At 64.7% G+C, this 19,999-nt stretch carries 16 protein-coding genes and 1 tRNA gene; 11 read left to right on the top strand and 6 right to left on the bottom strand.

All coding sequences use genetic code 11. The features are described 5' to 3' along the window. Positions 1 to 415: 415 nt before the first annotated feature. Positions 416 to 1,561, bottom strand: a complete 1,146-nt coding sequence (locus DIZ22_RS20870) for a site-specific integrase (protein WP_107917513.1) — start codon at positions 1,559 to 1,561, stop codon at positions 416 to 418. A gap of 73 nt (positions 1,562 to 1,634) precedes the next feature. Then, a tRNA-Ser gene (locus DIZ22_RS20865) sits at positions 1,635 to 1,724 on the bottom strand. Positions 1,725 to 1,870: 146 nt separating this feature from the next. Here DIZ22_RS20865 and hspQ point away from each other — a divergent pair. The 7 genes from hspQ (at position 1,871) to DIZ22_RS20835 (ending at position 10,823) form a co-directional block, all read left to right on the top strand. Further along, positions 1,871 to 2,242, top strand: coding sequence for a heat shock protein HspQ (hspQ, locus tag DIZ22_RS20860; protein ID WP_004210078.1), 372 nt, complete (start codon positions 1,871 to 1,873; stop codon positions 2,240 to 2,242). Then, on the top strand, positions 2,199 to 2,987 hold the full coding sequence (locus tag DIZ22_RS20855) for a GDSL-type esterase/lipase family protein (RefSeq protein ID WP_048936324.1): 789 nt from the start codon (positions 2,199 to 2,201) through the stop codon (positions 2,985 to 2,987). Before hspQ ends, DIZ22_RS20855 begins: the two co-directional genes overlap by 44 nt. 90 nt (positions 2,988 to 3,077) lie before the next feature. Further along, a complete protein-coding gene (locus DIZ22_RS20850; RefSeq protein ID WP_122928712.1) occupies positions 3,078 to 5,042 on the top strand; it encodes an oligopeptide transporter, OPT family in 1,965 nt (654 codons plus the stop codon). A 147-nt stretch (positions 5,043 to 5,189) separates the two neighbouring features. Further along, complete coding sequence (locus DIZ22_RS22030; protein ID WP_164488920.1) at positions 5,190 to 5,330, top strand: hypothetical protein; 141 nt, start codon at positions 5,190 to 5,192, stop codon at positions 5,328 to 5,330. 131 nt (positions 5,331 to 5,461) lie between these two features. Further along, complete coding sequence (locus DIZ22_RS20845) at positions 5,462 to 8,263, top strand: TonB-dependent receptor (protein WP_048936322.1); 2,802 nt, start codon at positions 5,462 to 5,464, stop codon at positions 8,261 to 8,263. A 77-nt stretch (positions 8,264 to 8,340) separates the two neighbouring features. After that, positions 8,341 to 9,741, top strand: coding sequence for a metallophosphoesterase family protein (locus tag DIZ22_RS20840; RefSeq protein WP_048936321.1), 1,401 nt, complete (start codon positions 8,341 to 8,343; stop codon positions 9,739 to 9,741). 11 nt (positions 9,742 to 9,752) lie between these two features. Further along, positions 9,753 to 10,823, top strand: coding sequence for a phytase (locus tag DIZ22_RS20835; RefSeq protein WP_048936452.1), 1,071 nt, complete (start codon positions 9,753 to 9,755; stop codon positions 10,821 to 10,823). A gap of 44 nt (positions 10,824 to 10,867) precedes the next feature. Here the strand turns inward: DIZ22_RS20835 and DIZ22_RS20830 are convergent, their stop codons facing one another. From DIZ22_RS20830 to queF, 4 genes are all read right to left on the bottom strand, one after another. Continuing rightward, a complete protein-coding gene (locus tag DIZ22_RS20830) occupies positions 10,868 to 11,272 on the bottom strand; it encodes an NUDIX domain-containing protein (RefSeq protein WP_048936320.1) in 405 nt (134 codons plus the stop codon). A gap of 49 nt (positions 11,273 to 11,321) precedes the next feature. After that, a complete protein-coding gene (locus tag DIZ22_RS20825) occupies positions 11,322 to 13,970 on the bottom strand; it encodes a M1 family metallopeptidase (RefSeq protein ID WP_048936319.1) in 2,649 nt (882 codons plus the stop codon). A gap of 163 nt (positions 13,971 to 14,133) precedes the next feature. Beyond that, on the bottom strand, positions 14,134 to 14,400 hold the full coding sequence (locus DIZ22_RS20820; RefSeq protein WP_122928710.1) for a hypothetical protein: 267 nt from the start codon (positions 14,398 to 14,400) through the stop codon (positions 14,134 to 14,136). A gap of 48 nt (positions 14,401 to 14,448) precedes the next feature. Then, positions 14,449 to 14,901 (bottom strand): preQ(1) synthase, encoded by a 453-nt coding sequence (gene queF / locus DIZ22_RS20815; protein WP_004210067.1) that lies wholly within the window; start codon positions 14,899 to 14,901, stop codon positions 14,449 to 14,451. Between the two features lie 109 nt (positions 14,902 to 15,010). Between queF and DIZ22_RS20810 the strand changes: the two genes are divergently transcribed. The 4 genes from DIZ22_RS20810 to DIZ22_RS20795 all read left to right on the top strand — a co-directional run bounded on the left by DIZ22_RS20810 (position 15,011) and on the right by DIZ22_RS20795 (position 19,739). Next, complete coding sequence (locus tag DIZ22_RS20810; RefSeq protein WP_048936317.1) at positions 15,011 to 16,327, top strand: hypothetical protein; 1,317 nt, start codon at positions 15,011 to 15,013, stop codon at positions 16,325 to 16,327. Between the two features lie 66 nt (positions 16,328 to 16,393). Next, on the top strand, positions 16,394 to 17,242 hold the full coding sequence (gene sseA / locus DIZ22_RS20805; RefSeq protein WP_048936316.1) for a 3-mercaptopyruvate sulfurtransferase: 849 nt from the start codon (positions 16,394 to 16,396) through the stop codon (positions 17,240 to 17,242). After that, positions 17,239 to 18,447: a cystathionine beta-lyase gene (gene metC, locus DIZ22_RS20800; protein ID WP_048936315.1), complete on the top strand. Its 1,209-nt coding sequence runs from the start codon at positions 17,239 to 17,241 to the stop codon at positions 18,445 to 18,447. Before sseA ends, metC begins: the two co-directional genes overlap by 4 nt. After that, positions 18,444 to 19,739, top strand: a complete 1,296-nt coding sequence (locus DIZ22_RS20795; RefSeq protein WP_048936314.1) for a mechanosensitive ion channel domain-containing protein — start codon at positions 18,444 to 18,446, stop codon at positions 19,737 to 19,739. Before metC ends, DIZ22_RS20795 begins: the two co-directional genes overlap by 4 nt. Positions 19,740 to 19,999: the final 260 nt, after the last annotated feature.

Raw genomic sequence — 19,999 nt, 5'->3', positions numbered from 1 at the left:
CGAATCCCGTTGCAGAAGTCGAACTACTGCTCCACTTCAACGCTACAGCCTGCTACGTTCAACCCTCGAAAAAACACGCAATATCAGCATGTTTGACGCGAAGAACGGCTTCCATCCCTCTCCGCCACGATTTTCCTAAGTGATTGCCTTTACTAAACTTTATGAAATAGTGTCGCCTTTCACCGTCCGTGGCTACAAAACGGTCAATTCTCGTAGGAAATATCCATCGAAAGCTCTGTATTATATTACATATAAGCATAATTGCCATCTGAAGGGGAAAAATTTTCAGAATTTTTGCCCGACTACGGAGTCTACCATAGACACTTAGGTTTCGGTTTTACCACCAACTTGCTCAATTTCAGCTCGACCGTGCGATCTATAATACACGACAGCAGATGGATGGTCACCCACCACTTCACATTCTCATCGACAATACTATCCTCGATTTGGCAATCACGCACGCTTCCGGATCGATCCCAGCACGACGAGCTATCGTCTTGAACAAATGTCGCCACCCATGGTTTGGCTGAACGTGGGTATCATCAACGCCGAGGTCGCACACCCACATAGCCAAGCGCTCGCCTACCTTTTTGTAATGGGCGTTGCCAGCAGACCCGCCTCGACCACGCGCAGGGTCATAGAAGATCGGTCCGTCGCCAGCTTGTTCCGCTCCCCTCAGCAATCCCTGCTCAACCAGATGTGGGTGAAGCGGCACAATCCGCGCTTGCCCGCTCTTGGTCGAACCGGCCTCCGGCGTGATCCGCATCGCCCAGATGCCCTCCACCTCAATGATGCCCCGGCCTCGCATCTGCGCAATCTCGCCGACGCGCGCGCCGCTGTAAGCGCACATCCATGGTATCCACCGTCGAGCCAAAGCTTGCTCACGGCTGATCTTGCTCTGATCCCTTGAGAGCGATGCCGACGGGATCGTGCGCGCCTCGGCTGAGGTGAAGCTCGGCCCACGCGGGCGGTGCCGCTTTGGCACCCGCACGGAGACGCCAGCGGCGGGGTTAGCGTCCAGCTTCCGATTCTCGACGCCCCATGCGAACACCACCTTGGCGGCAGCTAGGTAGACTTCGCGGATCGTCCGCCCACTCGCGCTCTGACGGGCCAGCGCTTCCTTCCAGCCAATGATGTCATCGGCGCTGATGCTGCGCGGCTCGTCATGCCCGAGATGATCGACGAGATGGGTGATCACCGGACGCCACCGTTTGATCGTCGCAGGCGACGACTGCCGTTCGCGCAGATACCCGTCAAAGATTGCCATCAGCTTCGGCGAGGAAGCCTGCCGGGGAGAAGGCTTCGAAGGTGGGGCCAAGGTTGCGACGGAAACAGGCGCAGGAGATGGATCGTCGAGCGGCCCCGCTTTCGCTCTCTCGATGAGATCATGAAACTGCTGGATGACCGGCGCGGCCAGACGATTGGCGCCCGATTTCGAAAGCCGCCCGAGGCGTCGGGTCAGGTTCGTTTTACCGATCGTGGATCGAAGGTCAGCGGGGACCACGATGCGGACTTCGAATCCGCCATCACTCGACCTCCGAACATGCGTCATCAACCGCATTTTGTAGCACCTGGACGGTGAAAAGCGACGCCATTTCAGAAAGTTGAGTAACGACAATCACTTAGGAAAGTCGTGGCGGAGAGGGAGGGATTCGAACCCTCGGTACCCTCACGGGCACGCCGCATTTCGAGTGCGGTGCATTCGACCACTCTGCCACCTCTCCGCAGAAGACCGGAAGCATTGAACCACAAGGAAAAATGCCGCCCCGATCGGGTCGAGGGGCGCCCATTAGCGAATGATTCCATCCTTGCCAAGCACCCTTTTCGGTATTTTTCTTGTCTCCCTGCGCGGGCACCCTAAATTGGTCATATGAAAGTCACGATTCAGAATATCGGTACCGGCATCACCGCCCCGCCGGTCGTCCATGCCCGCTTCAGCATCGGCGATGTCCTCAAGCATCGCAGCTTCGGCTTTCGCGGCGTGGTGTTCGACATCGACCCGGTCTTCGCCAACAGCGAGGAATGGTATGAATCGATCCCCGAACATGCCCGCCCCGACAAGCAGCAGCCCTTCTACCACCTGCTCGCCGAAAATGGCGAGAACAGCTATGTCGCCTATGTCAGCCAGCAGAATCTGGTGGCCGACGACAGCGAGGAGCCGGTCGATCACCCCGCGATCACCGGCCTGTTCGGCGATTATGCGGATGGCAAATATCAGCTGCGCCCGCGCCACCGGCACTGAGCCGCACCGGCGGGCGGCGCTGGGCCTTGCCCTGCTGCTCGCCGCGGCCGGGCCGTTGCAGGCTGCCCCGTTGCCGACGCAGGCCCCGGCGCCGGACAAGGTCGCGGTTCCCAATGCCGACCCGACCTTCCCCTTCTCCAACGAGATCGCCGCCTTTGCGAAAGCGGAAGCGGCCGGCCCGCCAGTCGCCGACGCCACGCTGTTCCTGGGCAGTTCCAGCATCCGCCTGTGGGACATCAAGGGCAGCTTCACCGATATCGGTACGGTCAATCGCGGCTTTGGCGGCGCGACCACGCCCGACGTGCTGCATTATTACAAGCGGCTGCTGCCCAAGGCCAAGCCACGCTCGATCATCGTCTATGTCGGCGAGAATGACCTGGCCGCCGGCGCCACGCCGGACAAGGTCGCTACCGACGTGCTGACCCTGCTGCGCCAGCTTCGCGCCGACTATCCCAGGGCGCATATCGCCTATCTCTCGCTCAAGCCCAGCCCGATCCGCTGGACGCTCTGGCCCCAGATGGCGGCGGTCAACATGACCGTTTCGGCGCGCAGCAAGGCGATGAAGTTCGATTATCTCGATGTCGGCCGCCCCTTGCTCGCCACGGACGGCCTGCCCGATGCATCGCTGTTCCGTGCCGATGGTTTGCACATGAATCCGCGCGGTTACGAGCGCTGGACCAGGCTGGTCGACGCCTATCTGGACCATGCAGTGCTGGCGGATGCGGGCGCCGGCCGCGATTCCTGACCGCCCTGCCGGCCAGTTTAAGATTGATCCAAGCGCCAGCAACATTATTACCAGCCGCTTGATCGATCGACTGGCGAAGGGAAAAGAGCAGTGACAACCGATTCGGCCAAGGCCGTGCCGATGGCGGAGCTGACGCTACGCGGCGTCATATTGGGCGCGCTCATCACCCTGCTGTTCACCGCCGCGAACGTCTATCTGGGCCTCAAGATCGGCCTGACCTTCGCCACGTCTATCCCCGCCGCCGTCATTTCCATGGCGGTGCTGCGCCTGTTCGCGACCGGCACGATCCTGGAAAACAACATCGTCCAGACCATCGCATCGGCCGCCGGCACGCTCTCGGCGATCATCTTCGTGCTGCCGGGCCTGGTCATCATCGGCTGGTGGCAGGGCTTCCCCTATTGGCTGTCGGCCTGCACCATCGCGCTGGGCGGCATATTGGGCGTCATGTATTCAGTGCCGCTGCGCCGCGCGCTCGTCACCGGATCGGACCTGCCCTATCCCGAGGGTGTCGCCGCCGCTGAAGTACTCAAGGTCGGCGCCGGTTCGCGCGAGGGCCTGGAAGAGAATAAGCGCGGTCTGGCCGCCATCGTGATGAGTTCGATCGCCGCCGCCGGCTTCTCGATCATCGCCAAGACCAAGATCCTGGCCGAGGAAGCCGCCACCTTCTTCAAGCTGGGCGCAGGCGCCAGCTCGGTCTCGACCAGCTTCTCGATGGCGCTGATCGGCGTCGGCCATCTGGTCGGCATTTCCGTCGGCGCCGCCATGTTCGTCGGCCTGCTCATCAGCTGGGTCGGCATCGTCCCCTATCTCACCAGCCCGCTGCCCGTCGGCGCGGACCTGGCCGACCTGGTCGGCACCACCTTTCGCATGAAGGCCCGCTTCATCGGCGCCGGCACGATCGGCATCGCCGCGATCTGGACCCTGCTCAAGATCCTCAGCCCGATCATCAGCGGCATCCGCTCCGCCCTCAACGCCGCCAAGGTCCGCAAGTCGGGCGACGCCGGCACGCTGGACATCACCGAGCGCGACCTGCCGATCGGCATCGTCTTCGGCACCATCCTCGCCTCGCTTGTGCCGATCGCCGTCTTGCTGTGGATCTTTGCCCAGGGCGGGCCGATCGCCGCCAATCCGGTGCCGATCATCGGCCTGACGCTGGCCTATATCCTGGTCGCCGGCATCGTCATTGCCTCGGTCTGCGGCTATATGGCCGGCCTGATCGGCGCGTCGAACAGCCCGATCTCGGGCGTCGGGATTCTTGCCGTGCTCGGCGCGTCGCTGATCCTCGCCGCCATCTATGGCTCGGGCCATCCCGAACAGAGCCAGGCGCTGATCGCCTATGCCCTGTTCACCACCGCGATCGTGTTCGGCGTTGCCACCATTTCCAACGATAACCTCCAGGACCTGAAGACCGGCCAGCTGGTCGGCGCGACGCCGTGGAAGCAGCAGATCGCGCTGGTGCTGGGCGTGCTGTTCGGCGCGCTGGTGATCCCGCCGGTGCTCGACCTCCTGAACAGCGCCTTCGGCTTTGCCGGCGCGCCCGGTGCCAAGGCGACCGCCCTGCCCGCGCCGCAGGCTGCGCTCATTTCCGCGCTCGCCAAGGGCGTGCTGGGCGGCGATCTCGACTGGGGCCTGATCGGCTTTGGCGCTGGCATCGGCGTGGTCGTGGTCGCGCTGGACGAACTGCTCGGCAAGACCGGCAAGATGCGCCTGCCCCCGCTCGCGGTCGGCATGGGCATCTATCTGCCAATGGCACTGACCTTGCTGATCCCGGTCGGCGCGGTGATCGGCCATTTCTACAATCGCTGGTCGCTGCGCCAGGCGAACCCAGAATTTGCCGAGCGCATGGGCGTGCTGATGGCGACCGGTTTCATCGTCGGCGAAAGCCTGTTCGGCGTCGCCTTTGCCGGCATCGTCGCCTCGACCGACAGCGACGCGCCGCTGGCGCTGGTCGGCGAAAGCCATTGGGCGGTGCCGCTGTCGGTGCTGATCTTCGCCGGCGTGATCGCCGCCCTTTATGCGCGCCTGCGCCACTGGGCGACCGCGCCGCTCGCCTGACGGGATGAGATGGGGCGACCGACGCCAGGTCGCCCCATTCTCACGAAATCCTACGACAATAGAATGGATATGGGCCGGCCTACGGCTCGAAACCCTATGCCCGGCGGTTTAATTCTCCAGCATCACCCAAAGGCTGGAGAGACTCTGATGCCCGCCGAATTTCTGATCGCCATTGCCCTTTGTATCGGCGCCGTCTTGTTCATCGACCATATGGCTCGGCTCGAAAAAGGCGGCCGGCTGCACCATCGTGGCGGCCTGTCCCGGCGCAGCGGCCCGCGTCGCGACTGAGCCTTCACAATGTGGCCCCTGCGTCACGTCACATAAGTTACATTTTTCAGACTTTTAACTGCAATCATATTGCCATGAAGCCGTAAGGACTCATCGCCAATGGCCTCCCCAACCGAAGGGGAGCATTCACCATGAAGACCTTGTTCCGTGGCGCGAGCCGCGCCGCGATCATCCTTGCCACCGCCATGCCCGTCGCCGCCCTGGCCGGCACCATCAGCGGCACCGTGTCCGACGGCACCGGCACCCGCGCGCTGCAGTCGACCCAGCTGCGCATCGTCGAAAATGGGCGCATCGCCGAAGCCGGCCGTGACGGTTCCTACCGCTTCCCCGACGTTGCACCGGGCACCTACACGATCGAAGCCCGCTACACCGGTGCCGATCCGGTGCGCACCACCGTCGTCGTGCCCGCCACTGGTGACGTCGATGCCGACATCCGCATCGGCTCGAACGTCGATGCGTCGATCATCGTCGTCGGCCAGGTCGCCAACCAGGCATCGGCCCTGTCGCGCCAGCGCGCGGCCGACGGTGTCGAAAGCGTCCTGACCCGCGACGCGATCGGCCAGTTCCCCGACCAGAATGTCGCCGAATCGCTGCGCCGCCTGCCCGGCGTCAACATCATGAACGACCAGGGTGAAGGCCGCTTCGTCTCGGTTCGCGGCCTCGACCCGGAACTCAACGCCGCATCGGTCAACGGTGCCCGCCTGCCCGCCCCGGAAAGCGATGTTCGCTCGGTCGCGCTGGACGTCGTGCCTTCGGAACTGATCGAATCGATCGAAGTGAAGAAGTCGCTGACCCCGGACATGGACGCCGACACCATCGGCGCCTCGATCGAGATCAACACCACCAGCGCCTTCGACCGCAAGAAGGATCTCTATTCGGTCAAGCTGGAAGGCAGCTATAACGACTATGCCGACACCGCGACGCCCAAGGGCAGCGTCGACTTCGCCACCCGCCTCAGCGACAATTTCGGCATCTCGGGCGGCTTCAGCTATTACAAACGCCAGTTCGAAACCGACAACATCGAAACCGGTGGCTGGAAGACGGCGGAAAATGGCGTCGTCTATACCGACGAGCCGGAATATCGCGACTATGACGTGACCCGCAAGCGGATCGGCGCGACGCTGAACATGGACTGGCGTCCGTCCGATACGACCAAGCTCTATGCCCGCGGCATCTACAACCAGTTCGACGATCATGAATATCGTCGCCGCCTGGCCTTCGTCTTTGACGAAGAACCGGCATCGGGCGATGCCGACAGCGCCAACTTCACCGATGAGGATGGCCGCATCGAAGTACGCCGCGATCTCAAGGATCGTTTCGAGCGTCAGCGCATCAAGTCGTTGGTGCTGGGCGGCACCACCGAAACCGGCCCGTGGAAGCTGACTTATTCGGGCAGCTGGTCGGAATCGACCGAAAAGGAAAAAGGATCGATCGACCCGATCCGCTGGCGTGCCCGCTTCGACGGCGACGGCGTCGATGTCGGTTTCAATTATTCCGATCCGCGCGTCCCGACGTTCGAGGTGACCAGCGGCAACGACCTGTTCACCGATCCGTCGGAATATGGCTTCAATCGCGTCGAACAGACCGCCCTGTCGGACTCGCGCGACCGTGAATATGCATTGAAGGGCGACATTTCGCGCGCCTTCGCCATGGATGGCGGCACCTTCACCGTGCAGGCCGGCATGAAGGCTCGTTTCCGCAAGAAGAGCTATAATTTCAACATGAACTATTATGGCGACGGCGATCTCAGCCTCGCCGATGTTCTGGGCGATTCCACCTATCGCCTGATCGGCATCGATCCGGTGCCGGGCAAGGGCCAAGCGACCGATTATTTCTACAACAATATCGGTGAGTTTGAACTCGACCCCATTGCCTCCGCCTATGAATCGGCCACGGCCGACTACAGCGCCAAGGAAGACATTCTTGCCACCTACATGATGGGTCGCTGGGACAGCGCAACCGTTCGTCTGATTGGTGGCGTTCGCATGGAACAGACCCGGAATGTGCTGCGCGGTAGCCGGACCGAATATCTGTTGGATGAGGAAGAGGAGATCACCGGCGTCAGCGTCACCCCCAACGTCTTCACCAAAAATTATACCAACTGGTTGCCCAGCCTGACCGCACGGTTCGAGCCAAGCCAGGGCTTGGTCTTCCGCGCCGCCGGCTACAAGAGCCTGGTGCGGCCGAAGCTGTCGCAGATGGCGCCGCGCTTCTATGTCGATGAAGATGGTGGCGCGACGTTCGGCAACCCCGATCTCAAGCCGTTCCTCGCCTGGAACCTGGATGCGTCGGCAGAATGGTATTTCAGCAGCAACGGCGCGCTAACCGCCGGCGTTTTCTGGAAGTCGATCAAGGACTATTCGGTCACGCTGCACGACTTTGACGGCGGCGTTTATCAGGGCATTCCCTACAACGAAGCCACCATCTATCAGAATGGTGATACCGCGAAGGTGAAGGGCGTCGAACTGTCGTTCAGCCAGGTTCTGAACTTCCTGCCCGCACCGCTCGATGGTTTCCTGGTGAACCTCAACTACACCTACACCGACGCCAGCGGCAAAATCACCAGCTATGATGATGACGACAATGCCTATCTCCGCGGGATCAGCCTGCCCAACGCATCCAAACACACGCTGAACGCGGTGCTGGGTTATGAGAAGGGGCCGATCTCTTTCCGCGCGGCCGGCACCTATCGCAGCAAATATCTGGACGAGATCGGCGATGCGGCTGACAGCGACCGCTATGTCGACAATCACTTCCAGCTCGACCTGAGCGCGAAGTACAAGATCCTGCCCGGCGTCCGCCTGTTCGCCGACTGGGTCAACGTCAACAACGCCAAATATTTCGCCTATCAGAATTTCGAGGGCAGCAAGCGCCTGCTCCAATATGAGGAATATAACTGGACCGCGAAGTTCGGTATTTCCGCCAGCTTCTGATCCCGTTCGATGTCCCCTGCTTGCCGGTCGCGCCCTTGCGCGGCCGGCAAGTCCCGTTTTCCCCGGAAAGGACGCCCATGTCCCGACTGTTCCTGTCCATGCTGCTGATGGCGAGCCCCGCGCCGCTCTCCGCCCAGCCGACCGCCAGCCCGCCCGTGCCCCGCTCGGCCGGCACGCCCTATGCGGCACGCACCCTGCCCGACCGGATCATGCTGACGCCTGCTGCCGATCCGTCGCGCGGCATGGCCGTCGCCTGGCGTACCGATGCCACCCAGATCGCCAGCGAAGCGCAGATCGCCATCTCCGTCGACGGCCCGACGCTGGAGGAAAAGGCCAGGACCGTGACCGGTCCCGTCGGCACCGCGAAGGACAGCGCCAATGGCCCGGCGCTCTATCACCAGATCCGGTTCGACAATCTGACGCCCGATACCGTCTATGCCTATCGGCTGAAGGGCAGCGCGGGCTGGAGCGAATGGCTACAATTCCGCACGGCGGCGGCCGTGGCAAAACCCTTCCGCTTCCTCTATCTGGGCGACATCCAGAACGGCATCCTGACCTATGCCAGCCGCGTCATCCGCCAGGCCTTCCACGCCAATGGCGGGATCGAGCTGGTCGCCCATGCCGGCGATCTGGCCGCGCAGCGCGACGATCTGGATCATGATGACGAATGGGGCGAGTTCAACCAGGCTGGCAGCTACAACTGGTCGATCGTCCCGCAACTGCCCGCGACCGGCAATCATGAATATGTCGATGTGGTGAAGCCCGACGGCAGCGAGAGCCGCACGCTCGGCCCCTATTTCCCGCTGCAATTCGCGCTGCCCGACAATGGCGTGCCGGGCCTCAGGACCACCTATTATGTCGATTATCAGGGGGTGCGCTTCATCATCCTCGACGGCACGTCGGCGATCGACCTTGGCACCATGGCGCAGCAGACGCAGTGGCTGGACGCCACTCTCGCGTCCAGCAAGGCGAAATGGAATGTCGTGCTGTTCCATCAGCCCGTCTTCACCTGCGCCCGGCCCCAAGATACGTCCGAGGTGAAGGCCGCGTGGAAGCCGGTGTTCGACAAGCGCAAGGTCGATCTGGTGCTGCAGGGCCATGACCATTGCTACAGCCGCCTGACCTCCGAAGCCGGGCGCGAGGCTTCGGCGCAGGCGCGGGCCAATGGCACAATCCAGGGGCCGGTCTATCTCGTCTCGGTCACCGGCTCCAAAATGTACGGCCTCAACGATCGGGCCCGCACCCAGCCGGACAAGACCGCCGAGGCAACCGAGCTTTATCAGGTCGTGGACGTGGATGGCGATCGCCTGAAATTCCGCACCTATACCGCGTCGGGCAAGCTCTATGACGGTTTCGACCTCACAAAGGGCGCGGATGGCAATCACCTGACCGACACCAGCGAGCCCACCATTGCCGTGCGCACCTGCACCGGAAACATTGGTCCCGACGGCGGCAAATGCGTCGCGCGCGGCAAATGAGGAATATCGTGATGAAGCCCTTCTTCCTGTCGCTCACCAGCCTTCTCACGCTGGCCGCCTGCACCACCGCCGAGACGGAAGTGCCGGTCGCCGTCCGCATCGCCAATGCGACCCCGGCCGTAACCGTCACCGCGCGCGGCGAAACCACTCCGGTCGGCACACCCAATGCCGACGCGGCGGATGATCCGGCGATCTGGCGCAATGCCGCCAATCCGGCCGCGAGCCTGATCGTCGGCACCGACAAGAAGGCCGGCCTCTATGTCTATGGCCTGGACGGCAAGACCCGCGATTTCCTGGATGCCGGCCGGGTCAACAATGTCGATCTGCGCGATGGCGTGGCGGTGAACGGCCAGACCGGTATCCTGGTGGTCGCGTCGGACCGCAATGATGTGGTAAACGCCAAGCTGGCGCTGTTCCGGCTCGACAGCGTGACAGCGAAACTGACAGCCCTCGGCAAGGTCGATGCCGGCAAGGGCGAGGCCTATGGCATCTGTCTGTACAAGGCGCCGGAGGCGACCTACGCCTTCATCGTGCTGATGGATGGGACGATCCACCAGGTCGCGCTCGATGCGTCGGGCGCGACGCCCACCGGCAGGATCGTCCGCAGCATGAAGCTTGGCACCCAGTCGGAAGGCTGCGCCGTGGATGACCGCACCGGCATCCTCTATGTCGCGGAGGAAGATGTCGGCCTGTGGCGCTTCGACGCGCGCGCATCTGGCGCCACCACGCCCACGAAAATCGCGGCGGCCGACGGCAAGAATCTGGTCATGGATGCCGAAGGCGTCGCCATCGCCCAAATCGGCGCGAAGGACGGCTATGTCCTCGTCTCCAGCCAGGGCGACAATGCCTATGTCGCCTATCGCCTGTCCGACGACGCCTATGTCGGTCGCTTCCGCGTCGTCGACGGCGCGATTGGCGGGTCGGAGGAAACCGACGGCATCGAACTGATGCTGGGCGATTTCGGCCCGGCCTATCCCGGCGGCCTGTTCATTGCGCAGGATGGCCATAACGCGGCGGCGGCGCAGAATTTCAAGCTGGTCGCCTGGGATGACATTGCCAAGGCATTGGGCCTGCCGAACTGATCGAAACACCGGCAAGGGCGGCCGCGATGCCGCCCTTCCTCATTCTATCGCGCCTGCAAGGCGGCCAGCGCCGCCCGTGTCGACAGGGTCAGCGGCTGCGGCAGCGCATCCAGCGCAAACCAGCCGCATGCCGCCAGCGCCTCCGGCTCCATCACCACCGGATCGCCCTGCGCGTCCTCGACCAGATAGACTGGCGCGACCCAATGGGTGCCGCGCGCTTCATCGATCTGGTCCGTCAGGCACAGCAATTCACGCGCCCTGATCGTCAGGCCCAGCTCCTCGAAAATCTCGCGCTCGGCCGCGGCGGCCATCGTCTCGAACAGGTCGACCTTGCCGCCCGGCAGGCCCCAATGCCCCGCCTCCGGCTCGCGCCGCCGCTGCACCAGCAGCAACCTGCCATCGCGCAGGATCGCCGCGCCGCATCCGACCCGCGGTTCCGTCTGATTCATGCTCTTCCCATTTGGAAAGGGCGGCGGATCGCTCCGCCGCCCGATGCCGTTACTTCTTCGCCGCGAACCAGGCCGCGGTCGGCGCCTTCAGGCGGCTGCGCGTCTCGATCCGGGTCTTGATCGCGGCGATCGAGCGGTCGACCACCTTGCGCGATTCCGGCGTCAGATACTGGGTCGCATAGGCGTCCAGCTTGGTCACCATCGCCGGGTCGGCCGATCCACCACCCAGACGGGCCAGCGCTTGGCTGCGCGCCGACACGTCGATCAGCGCCTCATATTGCGCCTTGTGCGCCAGCACATAGTCGACCGCCAGCATCGGATGGGCGACGCCCACCTGGCCGATGATCGCGGCGCTGGTGGTCTTGCCCGGCTCGTCGGTCAAGGCGAGATCTAGGGCCTGCTGGCCCAGTTTCTCATCCTTCGCCTTGCCGAGCAGCGCGTAGAGCGTGCTCTTTTCGAGGTCGCTCTGCGCACCCTTGGCCATCACGCGCAGCTTGTCCCAGGTCGCCTGGTCGGCATTCTGGGCGATGATGCCCAGCCAGACATTGCGCAGCGGCCCGTCGAGCGCGGCCGGGTTGGTCGCCAGCGCGGCGAAGCGGCGGTTGGCCTCGGCCACCACGCCCTTGTCGCCCATGCTGCCCAGCGTCGCGACCAGGCTGGTGCGCAGCACCGGCACCTGCGGCCCTTCGCCGGCCTTGGCATCATAGCCAATAGCTGTCAGCGCCGGGGTCAGCTTGGCCGATGCATAGGCCGCGACCTTCGCCTGGGCGGCGGCATCGCCCTCCAGCATGTCATAGCTGCTCTTCAAATAGCCGGGCACTTCGGCCAGCACCGACGGACTGCCATTGACCGGCACCGCGTCGACCAGGTCGAGCGCCAGACCGATCGGCTGATAGCCACCCAGCGCCAGCTGGAAATTGTCCGCCATCAGGCCCGTCTGGTCCATGCTGGACAGCTGGCTGAAGCCCTTGGCCAGTGCCTGGATATTGGCGGCGGGATAGAGCGCACGATAATAGCCGGTCTGGCCCGCATTGATCACATAGGCGCCGCAGCCCGGCAGCGTGATCTGGCCATTGCCCTGCAGGATCAGGCGCTGCGCCTCGCCGCCCTGTACCTGCGCCTTCACCGGCACATTCCACTTGAGCGGGGTCTTGTCCTTGGCGTCGCGGCTATATTCGCCCTGGCTCAGCGTCAGGATGGTGTTGCCGCCCTGGCACTGGGCGCTCTCCACCTTGACCAGCGGGATGCCTGGCTGGCTGGTGAAATCATGCGCGATGCTGACCAGGCCCTTGGCGCCCGCGCCCTCGACCGCCTTCCACAGATCGTCGGTGACGGTGTTCCCATAGGCATGTTGCTTCATGTAGGACTGGATGCCCGCCTTCCACGCATCCTCGCCGGCATAGCCTTCAAGCATGGTGATGACGGCTTCACCCTTCTGATAGGTGATGGCGTCGAACGCCTGGTTCACCTGATCGACGGTGGTGATCTTCTGCACGACCGGGTGGGTGGTCTTGAGCGCGTCTAGGCTCATCGCCCGCTCGCGGCCATCGACGCGCGACAGCAGCGCTTCCCATTCCGGGTTCAGCTTGTCAGTGACCTTGGTCGCCATCCAGCTCGCAAAACCTTCGTTCAGCCAGAGATCGTCCCACCAGGCCATGGTGACGAGATCGCCGAACCACTGGTGCGCCATTTCATGCGCGGCCACTTCATAGATGGCGCGCTTGGTCTCTTCGGAGGTGAAGCGCGGATCGACCAGCAGGGTACGTTCGAAGGTGAAGATCGCGCCCCAATTCTCCATCGCGCTGAAGAACTGGCTCTGGCCCGGACCCGCGACATTGTCGAGCTTGGGCAGCGGGAAGGGCACGCCGAAATAATCGTTATAATAAGGCAGGATCGCCGCCGATGCGTCGAGCGCCAACTGCGCCTTGCCGGTATTGCCCCGGCCGGTGATGACGCCGACTTCGGTATTGCCCGCCATCTTGGTCGCGCGGTCCAGTTCGCCGAGGCCAAAGAAGAGCAGGTAGGAGGACATTTTGGGGCTGGTGCCGAAGGTCACCAGCTTCTTGGCCCCGCCCAGATCCTTGGTCGCCTTGACCGGCATGTTGCCGACCGCCAGCTGGTCCGCCGGCACCACGGCGCTGAGGTCGAACGTCGCCTTGTAGCTCGGCTCGTCGAAGCTCGGCACGAAACGGCGGGCGTCGGGTGCCTCGAACTGGGTGAAGAGCGCGCGCTTCGCGGCGCCTTCATTGTCGGTATAGTCGAGCGCGAACAGGCCGTTCGCCTGCTGGTTGATGATGCCGGCATAGACCATGGTCAGCTTGTAGCTGCCCGGTTGGACCGGCTTGCCGAAGTCGAGGCTGACGGTCTGGGCATCGGCATCCACCTTGGCCGTGCCGGTGATCGCCTTGCCCTTGGCCGGGGTCAGCGTGACGCTGGAAACGGTCAGGTCGGCCGCGTTGAGCACCAGCGCCGGCATGGCGGCGGCGACAGTAACGTCGATCGTCACCTTGCCGGTGAATTTGAGGTTCGCCGCATCGGGCGTCACTTCGATCGCATAATGGCTGGGCGCAGCGCCACGGGGCAGCTGGGTGGTGACGCCGGCGGCGGGGCCGGCAGGCGCGGTCTGGGCCAACGCGGGCGCGGCGATCGCCAGCGGCGCGGCCGCCATCAGGAACGGCAGGATTTTCGACAAGGGCATGGGGGAAGCAACTCCGATACGGCTTGGATGGCGCAATGAGACATAGTCACGCGCAACATGCAAACCGGATCGGCCCTTTCCCGCGGGGGGTCAAGTGAACTATCCGCAAGAGAATGTCGTTGGTCGAAGCCTGTTGCGCGTTCGTCCAACAAGGGCAGAGTGGCTATCGGACGAAAAGCCTTCCGTCCCGCTGGACGATGAGCGAGCGATCGCCGTTATCGCGCATGTGCCGCAATGCGGCCTTCCGGCAGGTAGGATCGCTATTGATCTGGCGCTCGAACCAACGCCGCCAAATGGGATCAGTCAATGCGATGGCATAGGCTTCTTCTATGCCGCATGCTTCGCGCAGGCGAATTTCCTTGATCAGCAAATGCCAGCGCGAACCGTCGGACGGGTCCAGTTCCGCCCGACGATTACGATAGAAAGCCATGAGGCTTGCGGCATCCTACATGATCGGCGCAGCCTATGGATCAGATATTCAGCCGCGGCCGCGATAGCCCGGCACGTCCTGCGGCGGCAGCCACAGGCCGGCGGGCGGCTCGCCCGACTGCCAGAAGACGTCGATCGGGATGCCGCCGCGCGGATACCAATAGCCGCCGATGCGCAGCCAGATCGGCTGCATTTCGGTGAACAGCCGCTCACCGATGCCGACGGTGCAATCCTCGTGGAAGCCGGCATGGTTGCGGAAGCTGCCCAGGAACAGCTTGAGCGCCTTGGATTCGACGATCGTCGCGCCGGGCGCATAGTCGATCACCAGATGGGCGAAGTCGGGCTGGCCGGTCACCGGGCAGAGCGAGGTGAATTCCGGCGCCGTGAAGCGCACCAGATAGGGCTTGCCCGGACGGGGATTGGGGACATAGTCGAGGACGGCGTCCTCGGGCCGCTGCGGCAGGGTGCTGGCGCGGCCGAGATGGAGCGGGGTATCGGTCATGAGGGCGCATGTAGTCGATTACACGCAATTTGTCATCGGTCCGGCGCGCAAGGCCACCCGTTCATCTGGCGTTCAGCAAAATTTCTGCCTTGGCAGGGCCATGGGGTCTATGCGTCTGTTCCTTTCCGCCCTGCCGCTGCTGGCAGTCACACCCGCGCTGGCACAGCAAGCCACCGGCAGCGATCCGGTCGTCAATCTGCAGCGCGCCGCGCCGCCGCCGCCGGCCGATGACCCGCGCCGTCAAGGCCCGGAACTCGACGTGTTCCGGGGCACGGCAACGCCGACCCCGACACCCACGCCGTCGTTGCCGCCGATCGTCGCCCCCACGGTGACGCCAGCACCGACCCAGCGCACGCCCGCGACCACCCCTGCCCCCGCACCGCAGCGCCCGACACCGACGCAAGCGCCGACGCGCACCGAAACACCGCGCACGACGCCCGCCCCTACCCCGGCCGAACGCCCGGTCGCGCGCGACGCCACACCGGCGCAGCCCCGCCCGGCGCCCGCTGTGGCGGAGCCGGACAATGCCGCCAACGCGGTGGAAACGCCGCCGCCAGCCGCGCTGCCCGCGCCCGAGCCGGTCACGGCCGACAACAGCGTCACCGCTGCCGAACCCGCGCCGGAAACCGAAGCGCAGGGGCTGAGCTGGCCCTGGATCGCCGCCGCCATCGCCGCGCTGGCGGTAATCGCCGGCTTCCTGCTGATGCGGCGCCGTCGTGCGGCTTCGGACGTCGACGCCGTGCCGGCGAGCGCGCCACCCCCGGCAGCACCCCGGCCAGCCCCGGCCCCCGTTGCGCCGCCCCCGCCTGCTCCGGCTCCGGCCCCTGCTCCCGCGCCCATTCCGGCGCCCACGCCAGCCCCTGCCCCCGAACCCGTGGCAGCTGCGCCGGCCAGCGACGCCGGCGATCGCCCCTGGATCGACCTCGGCCTCGACATCAGCCTCGCCCGCTCCTCGCTGATCGGTGTGACCATCGGCTACACGCTGCTGCTCCACAATCGCGGCGATCGCCCGGCCCGCGACATCATGGTGCGCGGCATATTGGGCAATGCGGGCGCGCAGCAGGATGCGTTGCTGCGCCATTTCTTCGGTGGCGAGACCGGCATGCCGCTGCATTCGATCGTCTCGATCGCGCCGGGCGAAACCGTGCGCATGACCAATGAACTGCGCCTAGCCCAGGACGAGATCGTGCCGGTGACGATGGGCGAACGGTCGCTACTGGTGCCGATAGCCGCCTTCGACGCCCATTATCGCTGGGGCGAGGATGAGGAAGCGCCCGAAGGCACCGGCCGCACCGGTCGCGCCTTCATCGTCGGCCAGGAACAGGATCCGCCCGCCGAACGCCTGTCGCCTTTCCGCCTCGACCAGGGGCCGCGCCAATATCGCCGGCCGGCCGCCCGCGCCGCCGCCGAAGTGCCGCCGGCCTGAGCATTTCCCTTTCCTGTCCGGCCAGGCGCTCCTAAAGTGCCTGCCGGACAAGGCAAAAGGGGCCGCATGGACATTATCGTTTCCACCGACTGGCTGGCCGGCGAAATCGGCAAGCCCGATCTCGTCATTCTCGACGCCAGCCTGTTCCTGCCCGGCACGCCGCGCGACCCGCGCGCCGAATTCGACGCGGCCCATATCCCCGGCGCCGCCTATATGGACCTGCCGAGCCTCAGCGATCCCGCCGATCCGGTACCGGGCCAGTTGCCGCCCGACGCGCTGATGACGCAGCGCATGCAGGCGCTGGGCGTCAACGCCGACAGCCGCATCGTCGTCTATGACAATAGCCCGACCCACAGCGCGGCGCGCGGCTGGTGGATGATGCGCGTCTATGGCCTGGGCGCATCGGCTGCGATCCTGGACGGCGGCCTGCCCAAATGGGTCGCCGAAGGCCGCCAGGTCGACAGCGGCATGCCCGCCATCGAGCCGGGCAACGCCGTCGCCCGGCTCGACCGCACACAGGTCCGTAGCAAGGCGGACATCCTCGCCAATCTCGCCAGCGGCACGGCGCAACTGCTCGATGCACGCGGCGCAGGGCGCTTCACCGGCGCCGAGGCCGAACCCCGCCCCGGCATGGCGTCGGGCCATATCCCCGGCAGCCGCAACATCCCCTCCTCCGCCTTCTTCGCCGCCGACAACAGCCTGAAGCAGGGCGAGGAGCTGCGCCGCCTGCTGATCGACGCCGGCACCGATCTCGACCGGCCGATCATCACCACCTGCGGCAGCGGCGTGACCGCGGCGATCATCCTCGCGGCGCTCGAAACGCTCGGGAAGCGCGACGTCAGCCTCTATGACGGCAGTTGGTCGGAATGGGGGTTCGATCCCGCCACGCCCAAGGCGACCGGGCCGGCCGCATGAGCGAGGACAGCAGAAGGCCGCTAACCCGACTGGCGCAGGCCGGCCGCCGCGCCGACTGGACCGGCATGCCGGGGCAACCCGGCGCGATCGTCAGTCCGGGCGTGTGGCGCGCTTCCACCATCCTCTATGACGATGTCGCCCATCTGCGGAAGGCGGCTGGCAGCAGCACGCATGAACGGCTGTTCTACGGGCGCAAGGGCACGCCGACCAGCTGGAGCCTGGCCGATGCGCTGACCGAGATGGAGCCGGGCGCGGAGGGCACGATGCTCTTCCCCTCGGGCGTGGCGGCGATCGCCTGCGCGCTGATGGCGGTGCTGCGGCCGGGCGACCAGTTGCTGATGGTCGACAGCGCCTATGATCCGACCCGCAATTTCTGCGAACAGGTGCTGAAACCCTTCGGCGTCGAGACGCTCTATTATGATCCGACCATCGGCGCCGGCATCGCCGAGCTGCTGACCGATCGCACCCGCGCCATCTTTCTGGAATGCCCCGGCAGCCTGACCTTCGAGGTGCAGGACGTGCCGGCGATCACCGCGATCGCGCGCGATCGCGGCATCACCACCCTGCTCGACAATACCTGGGCGACGCCGCTTTTCTTCCCGGCGCTGGCCCATGGCGTCGATATTTCGATCCTCGCCTGCACCAAATATATTGTCGGCCATAGCGACGTGATGATGGGGTCGGTCACTGCCACACCGGCGCTGTTCCCGAAAGTCCGCCAGTCTGCCTATCTGTTCGGCCAGATGACCAGCCCCGACGATGCCTGGCTTGCCAGCCGGGGCCTGCGCACGCTGGGCGTCCGCCTGGCCCAGCATCAGGCGAGCGCACTGCAGATCGCGCAGTGGTTGAAGGACCAGCCCGACGTTGCCCGCGTGCTGCATCCCGCTCTGCCCGATTGCCCCGGCCATGAATTGTGGGCGCGCGATTTCAGCGGCTCGACCGGCCTGTTCAGCTTCGTGCTGCAGGGCGGGGACGAGGCGGCCCGCGCCGCGCTGATCGACGGGCTCGCTCATTTCGGCATCGGCTATAGCTGGGGCGGGTTCGAGAGCCTGGCCCTGCCGGTCGATCCGGCCCGCTATCGCACCGCGACCGCCTGGCAGGCGGAAGTGCCGGTCATCCGGCTGCAGATCGGGCTGGAGGATCCCACCGACCTGATCGCCGACCTTGACGCCGGTCTCGCCCGCTTCCGGGCAGCGCGCGGATGACGCAGCTGTCCGCATGGCTGGCCCGACTGCCGGGCAATGCGGACATCACCCAGCCGCTGATCGCGGTCGGCATCGCGCTGCTGCTCTATGCCATTGCCCATAGCGCGGCGCGCCTGCTGGCGCCGCGGGTGAAGGACAGGCTGCCCGCGCTCAGCGAACTGGTCTCCACCCATATTCGCCCGATGCTGCGTCATGCGATCAGCGTGCCGCTGTTCGCGACGGCACTGGCGCTGTGGCCGGCGGACAGCATCGCCCATCTGATCCTGGGCGCCGCGCTCGCCCTCGCCGTCGCCCTGTTCGCGCTGCATCTGCTGCAGGCGCTCAGCTTCCCGCGCTGGGCGATTACCCCGCTCGCCCTGCTGCTGTTCGTCATGGTGATATCGGGCAGCAGCGGCGGCATCGCGCCGGTCGGGTCGATGCTCGATGATGTCGCGCTGACGCTGGGCAAGCGGCGGATCAGCCTGCTCGACCTATTGTCGGTTGCGGCGACATTGGTCGCGCTGCTTGCCGGTATCCGCCTTGCCAACCGGCTGATCCGGCGCAGCATCCAGAAGGCGCCCGATCTCGACCCGACCCAGAAGTTGCTGGGCCAGAAGCTGGCCGGGATCGCCGTCATCATCGCCGCCTTCTTCATCGGCATCGACATATTGGGCATCGACCTCACCGCCTTCACCGTCTTTTCCGGGGCGCTGGGCCTGGCGGTCGGCTTCGGCCTGCAGAAGACGGTCGGCAATCTGATCGCCGGCATCATCCTGCTGATGGACCGGTCGATCAAGCCGGGTGACGTGATCGCGGTCGGCGACAGTTTCGGCTGGGTCAGCAAGATCGGCGTGCGCGCCGTGTCGATCATCACCCGCGACGGCAAGAAGCATCTCATCCCCAACGAAAATCTGATGACGCAGGAGGTGGAGAACTGGTCCTATTCCGACCGCAATATCCGCGTCCGCATCCCGGTGGGGATCAGCAACGACAGCGACATCGCGCTGGCCCAGCAACTGATGCTGGAAGCGGCCAAGGAAAGCCCGCGCGCGCTCAAGCATCCCGAGCCCAAGGTATGGCTGACCGCGCTCGGCCAATATCGGCTGGAGCATGAGATTCGCGTCTGGATCAACGATCCGGAAAATGGCGTGGGCGGGGTGACATCCGACGTGCTGATGCGGGTGCTGGACAAGTTCAAGGCACATGGCATCATCGTCCCCTATCCGCGCCAGATCATCGAATTGCGGCAGCCGCAGGACAGACATGATCCAGCAATGAATGAGCCCGACATTTCGGACCATTCCCCGTCCTGAGCGACCGCGACAGCGTTCGAATATCCAATAAATTATGCCTTATCATGCAGATACGCCGGACATCCGGCGATCGCAGCCGCGCACCTTGTTGCGTCGTAGCAACAATAAAAGACGCAAAAGACATGAAACAGCAATAATATCTTGTGCGCCGCAGCGCGCGCAGGCATGGCCAAACTTGTTGAGGCAAGCTGGCCCACTTCCCCTGGGGGAAGCATAGAGGCAGGCGCCTGAACGCAGGCGGGACGATCGCAGAACCATCA

The sequence above is a fragment of the Sphingobium sp. LF-16 genome (assembly GCF_003711185.1).
Lineage (GTDB): Bacteria > Pseudomonadota > Alphaproteobacteria > Sphingomonadales > Sphingomonadaceae > Sphingobium > Sphingobium yanoikuyae_A.
The sequence above is the reverse complement of the archived record's forward strand: the minus strand, read 5'-3'. Positions and strand labels throughout refer to the sequence as shown.

Coding starts and splice junctions, on each gene's coding strand:
- DIZ22_RS20870 (WP_107917513.1), bottom strand. CDS start 1,561: ATGCGGTTGATGACGCATGTTCGGAGGTCGAGTGATGGCGGATTCGAA.
- hspQ (WP_004210078.1), top strand. CDS start 1,871: ATGAAAGTCACGATTCAGAATATCGGTACCGGCATCACCGCCCCGCCG.
- DIZ22_RS20855 (WP_048936324.1), top strand. CDS start 2,199: ATGCGGATGGCAAATATCAGCTGCGCCCGCGCCACCGGCACTGAGCCG.
- DIZ22_RS22030 (WP_164488920.1), top strand. CDS start 5,190: ATGCCCGCCGAATTTCTGATCGCCATTGCCCTTTGTATCGGCGCCGTC.
- DIZ22_RS20845 (WP_048936322.1), top strand. CDS start 5,462: ATGAAGACCTTGTTCCGTGGCGCGAGCCGCGCCGCGATCATCCTTGCC.
- DIZ22_RS20840 (WP_048936321.1), top strand. CDS start 8,341: ATGTCCCGACTGTTCCTGTCCATGCTGCTGATGGCGAGCCCCGCGCCG.
- DIZ22_RS20835 (WP_048936452.1), top strand. CDS start 9,753: ATGAAGCCCTTCTTCCTGTCGCTCACCAGCCTTCTCACGCTGGCCGCC.
- DIZ22_RS20830 (WP_048936320.1), bottom strand. CDS start 11,272: ATGAATCAGACGGAACCGCGGGTCGGATGCGGCGCGGCGATCCTGCGC.
- DIZ22_RS20825 (WP_048936319.1), bottom strand. CDS start 13,970: ATGCCCTTGTCGAAAATCCTGCCGTTCCTGATGGCGGCCGCGCCGCTG.
- DIZ22_RS20820 (WP_122928710.1), bottom strand. CDS start 14,400: ATGGCTTTCTATCGTAATCGTCGGGCGGAACTGGACCCGTCCGACGGT.
- queF (WP_004210067.1), bottom strand. CDS start 14,901: ATGACCGATACCCCGCTCCATCTCGGCCGCGCCAGCACCCTGCCGCAG.
- DIZ22_RS20810 (WP_048936317.1), top strand. CDS start 15,011: ATGCGTCTGTTCCTTTCCGCCCTGCCGCTGCTGGCAGTCACACCCGCG.
- sseA (WP_048936316.1), top strand. CDS start 16,394: ATGGACATTATCGTTTCCACCGACTGGCTGGCCGGCGAAATCGGCAAG.
- metC (WP_048936315.1), top strand. CDS start 17,239: ATGAGCGAGGACAGCAGAAGGCCGCTAACCCGACTGGCGCAGGCCGGC.
- DIZ22_RS20795 (WP_048936314.1), top strand. CDS start 18,444: ATGACGCAGCTGTCCGCATGGCTGGCCCGACTGCCGGGCAATGCGGAC.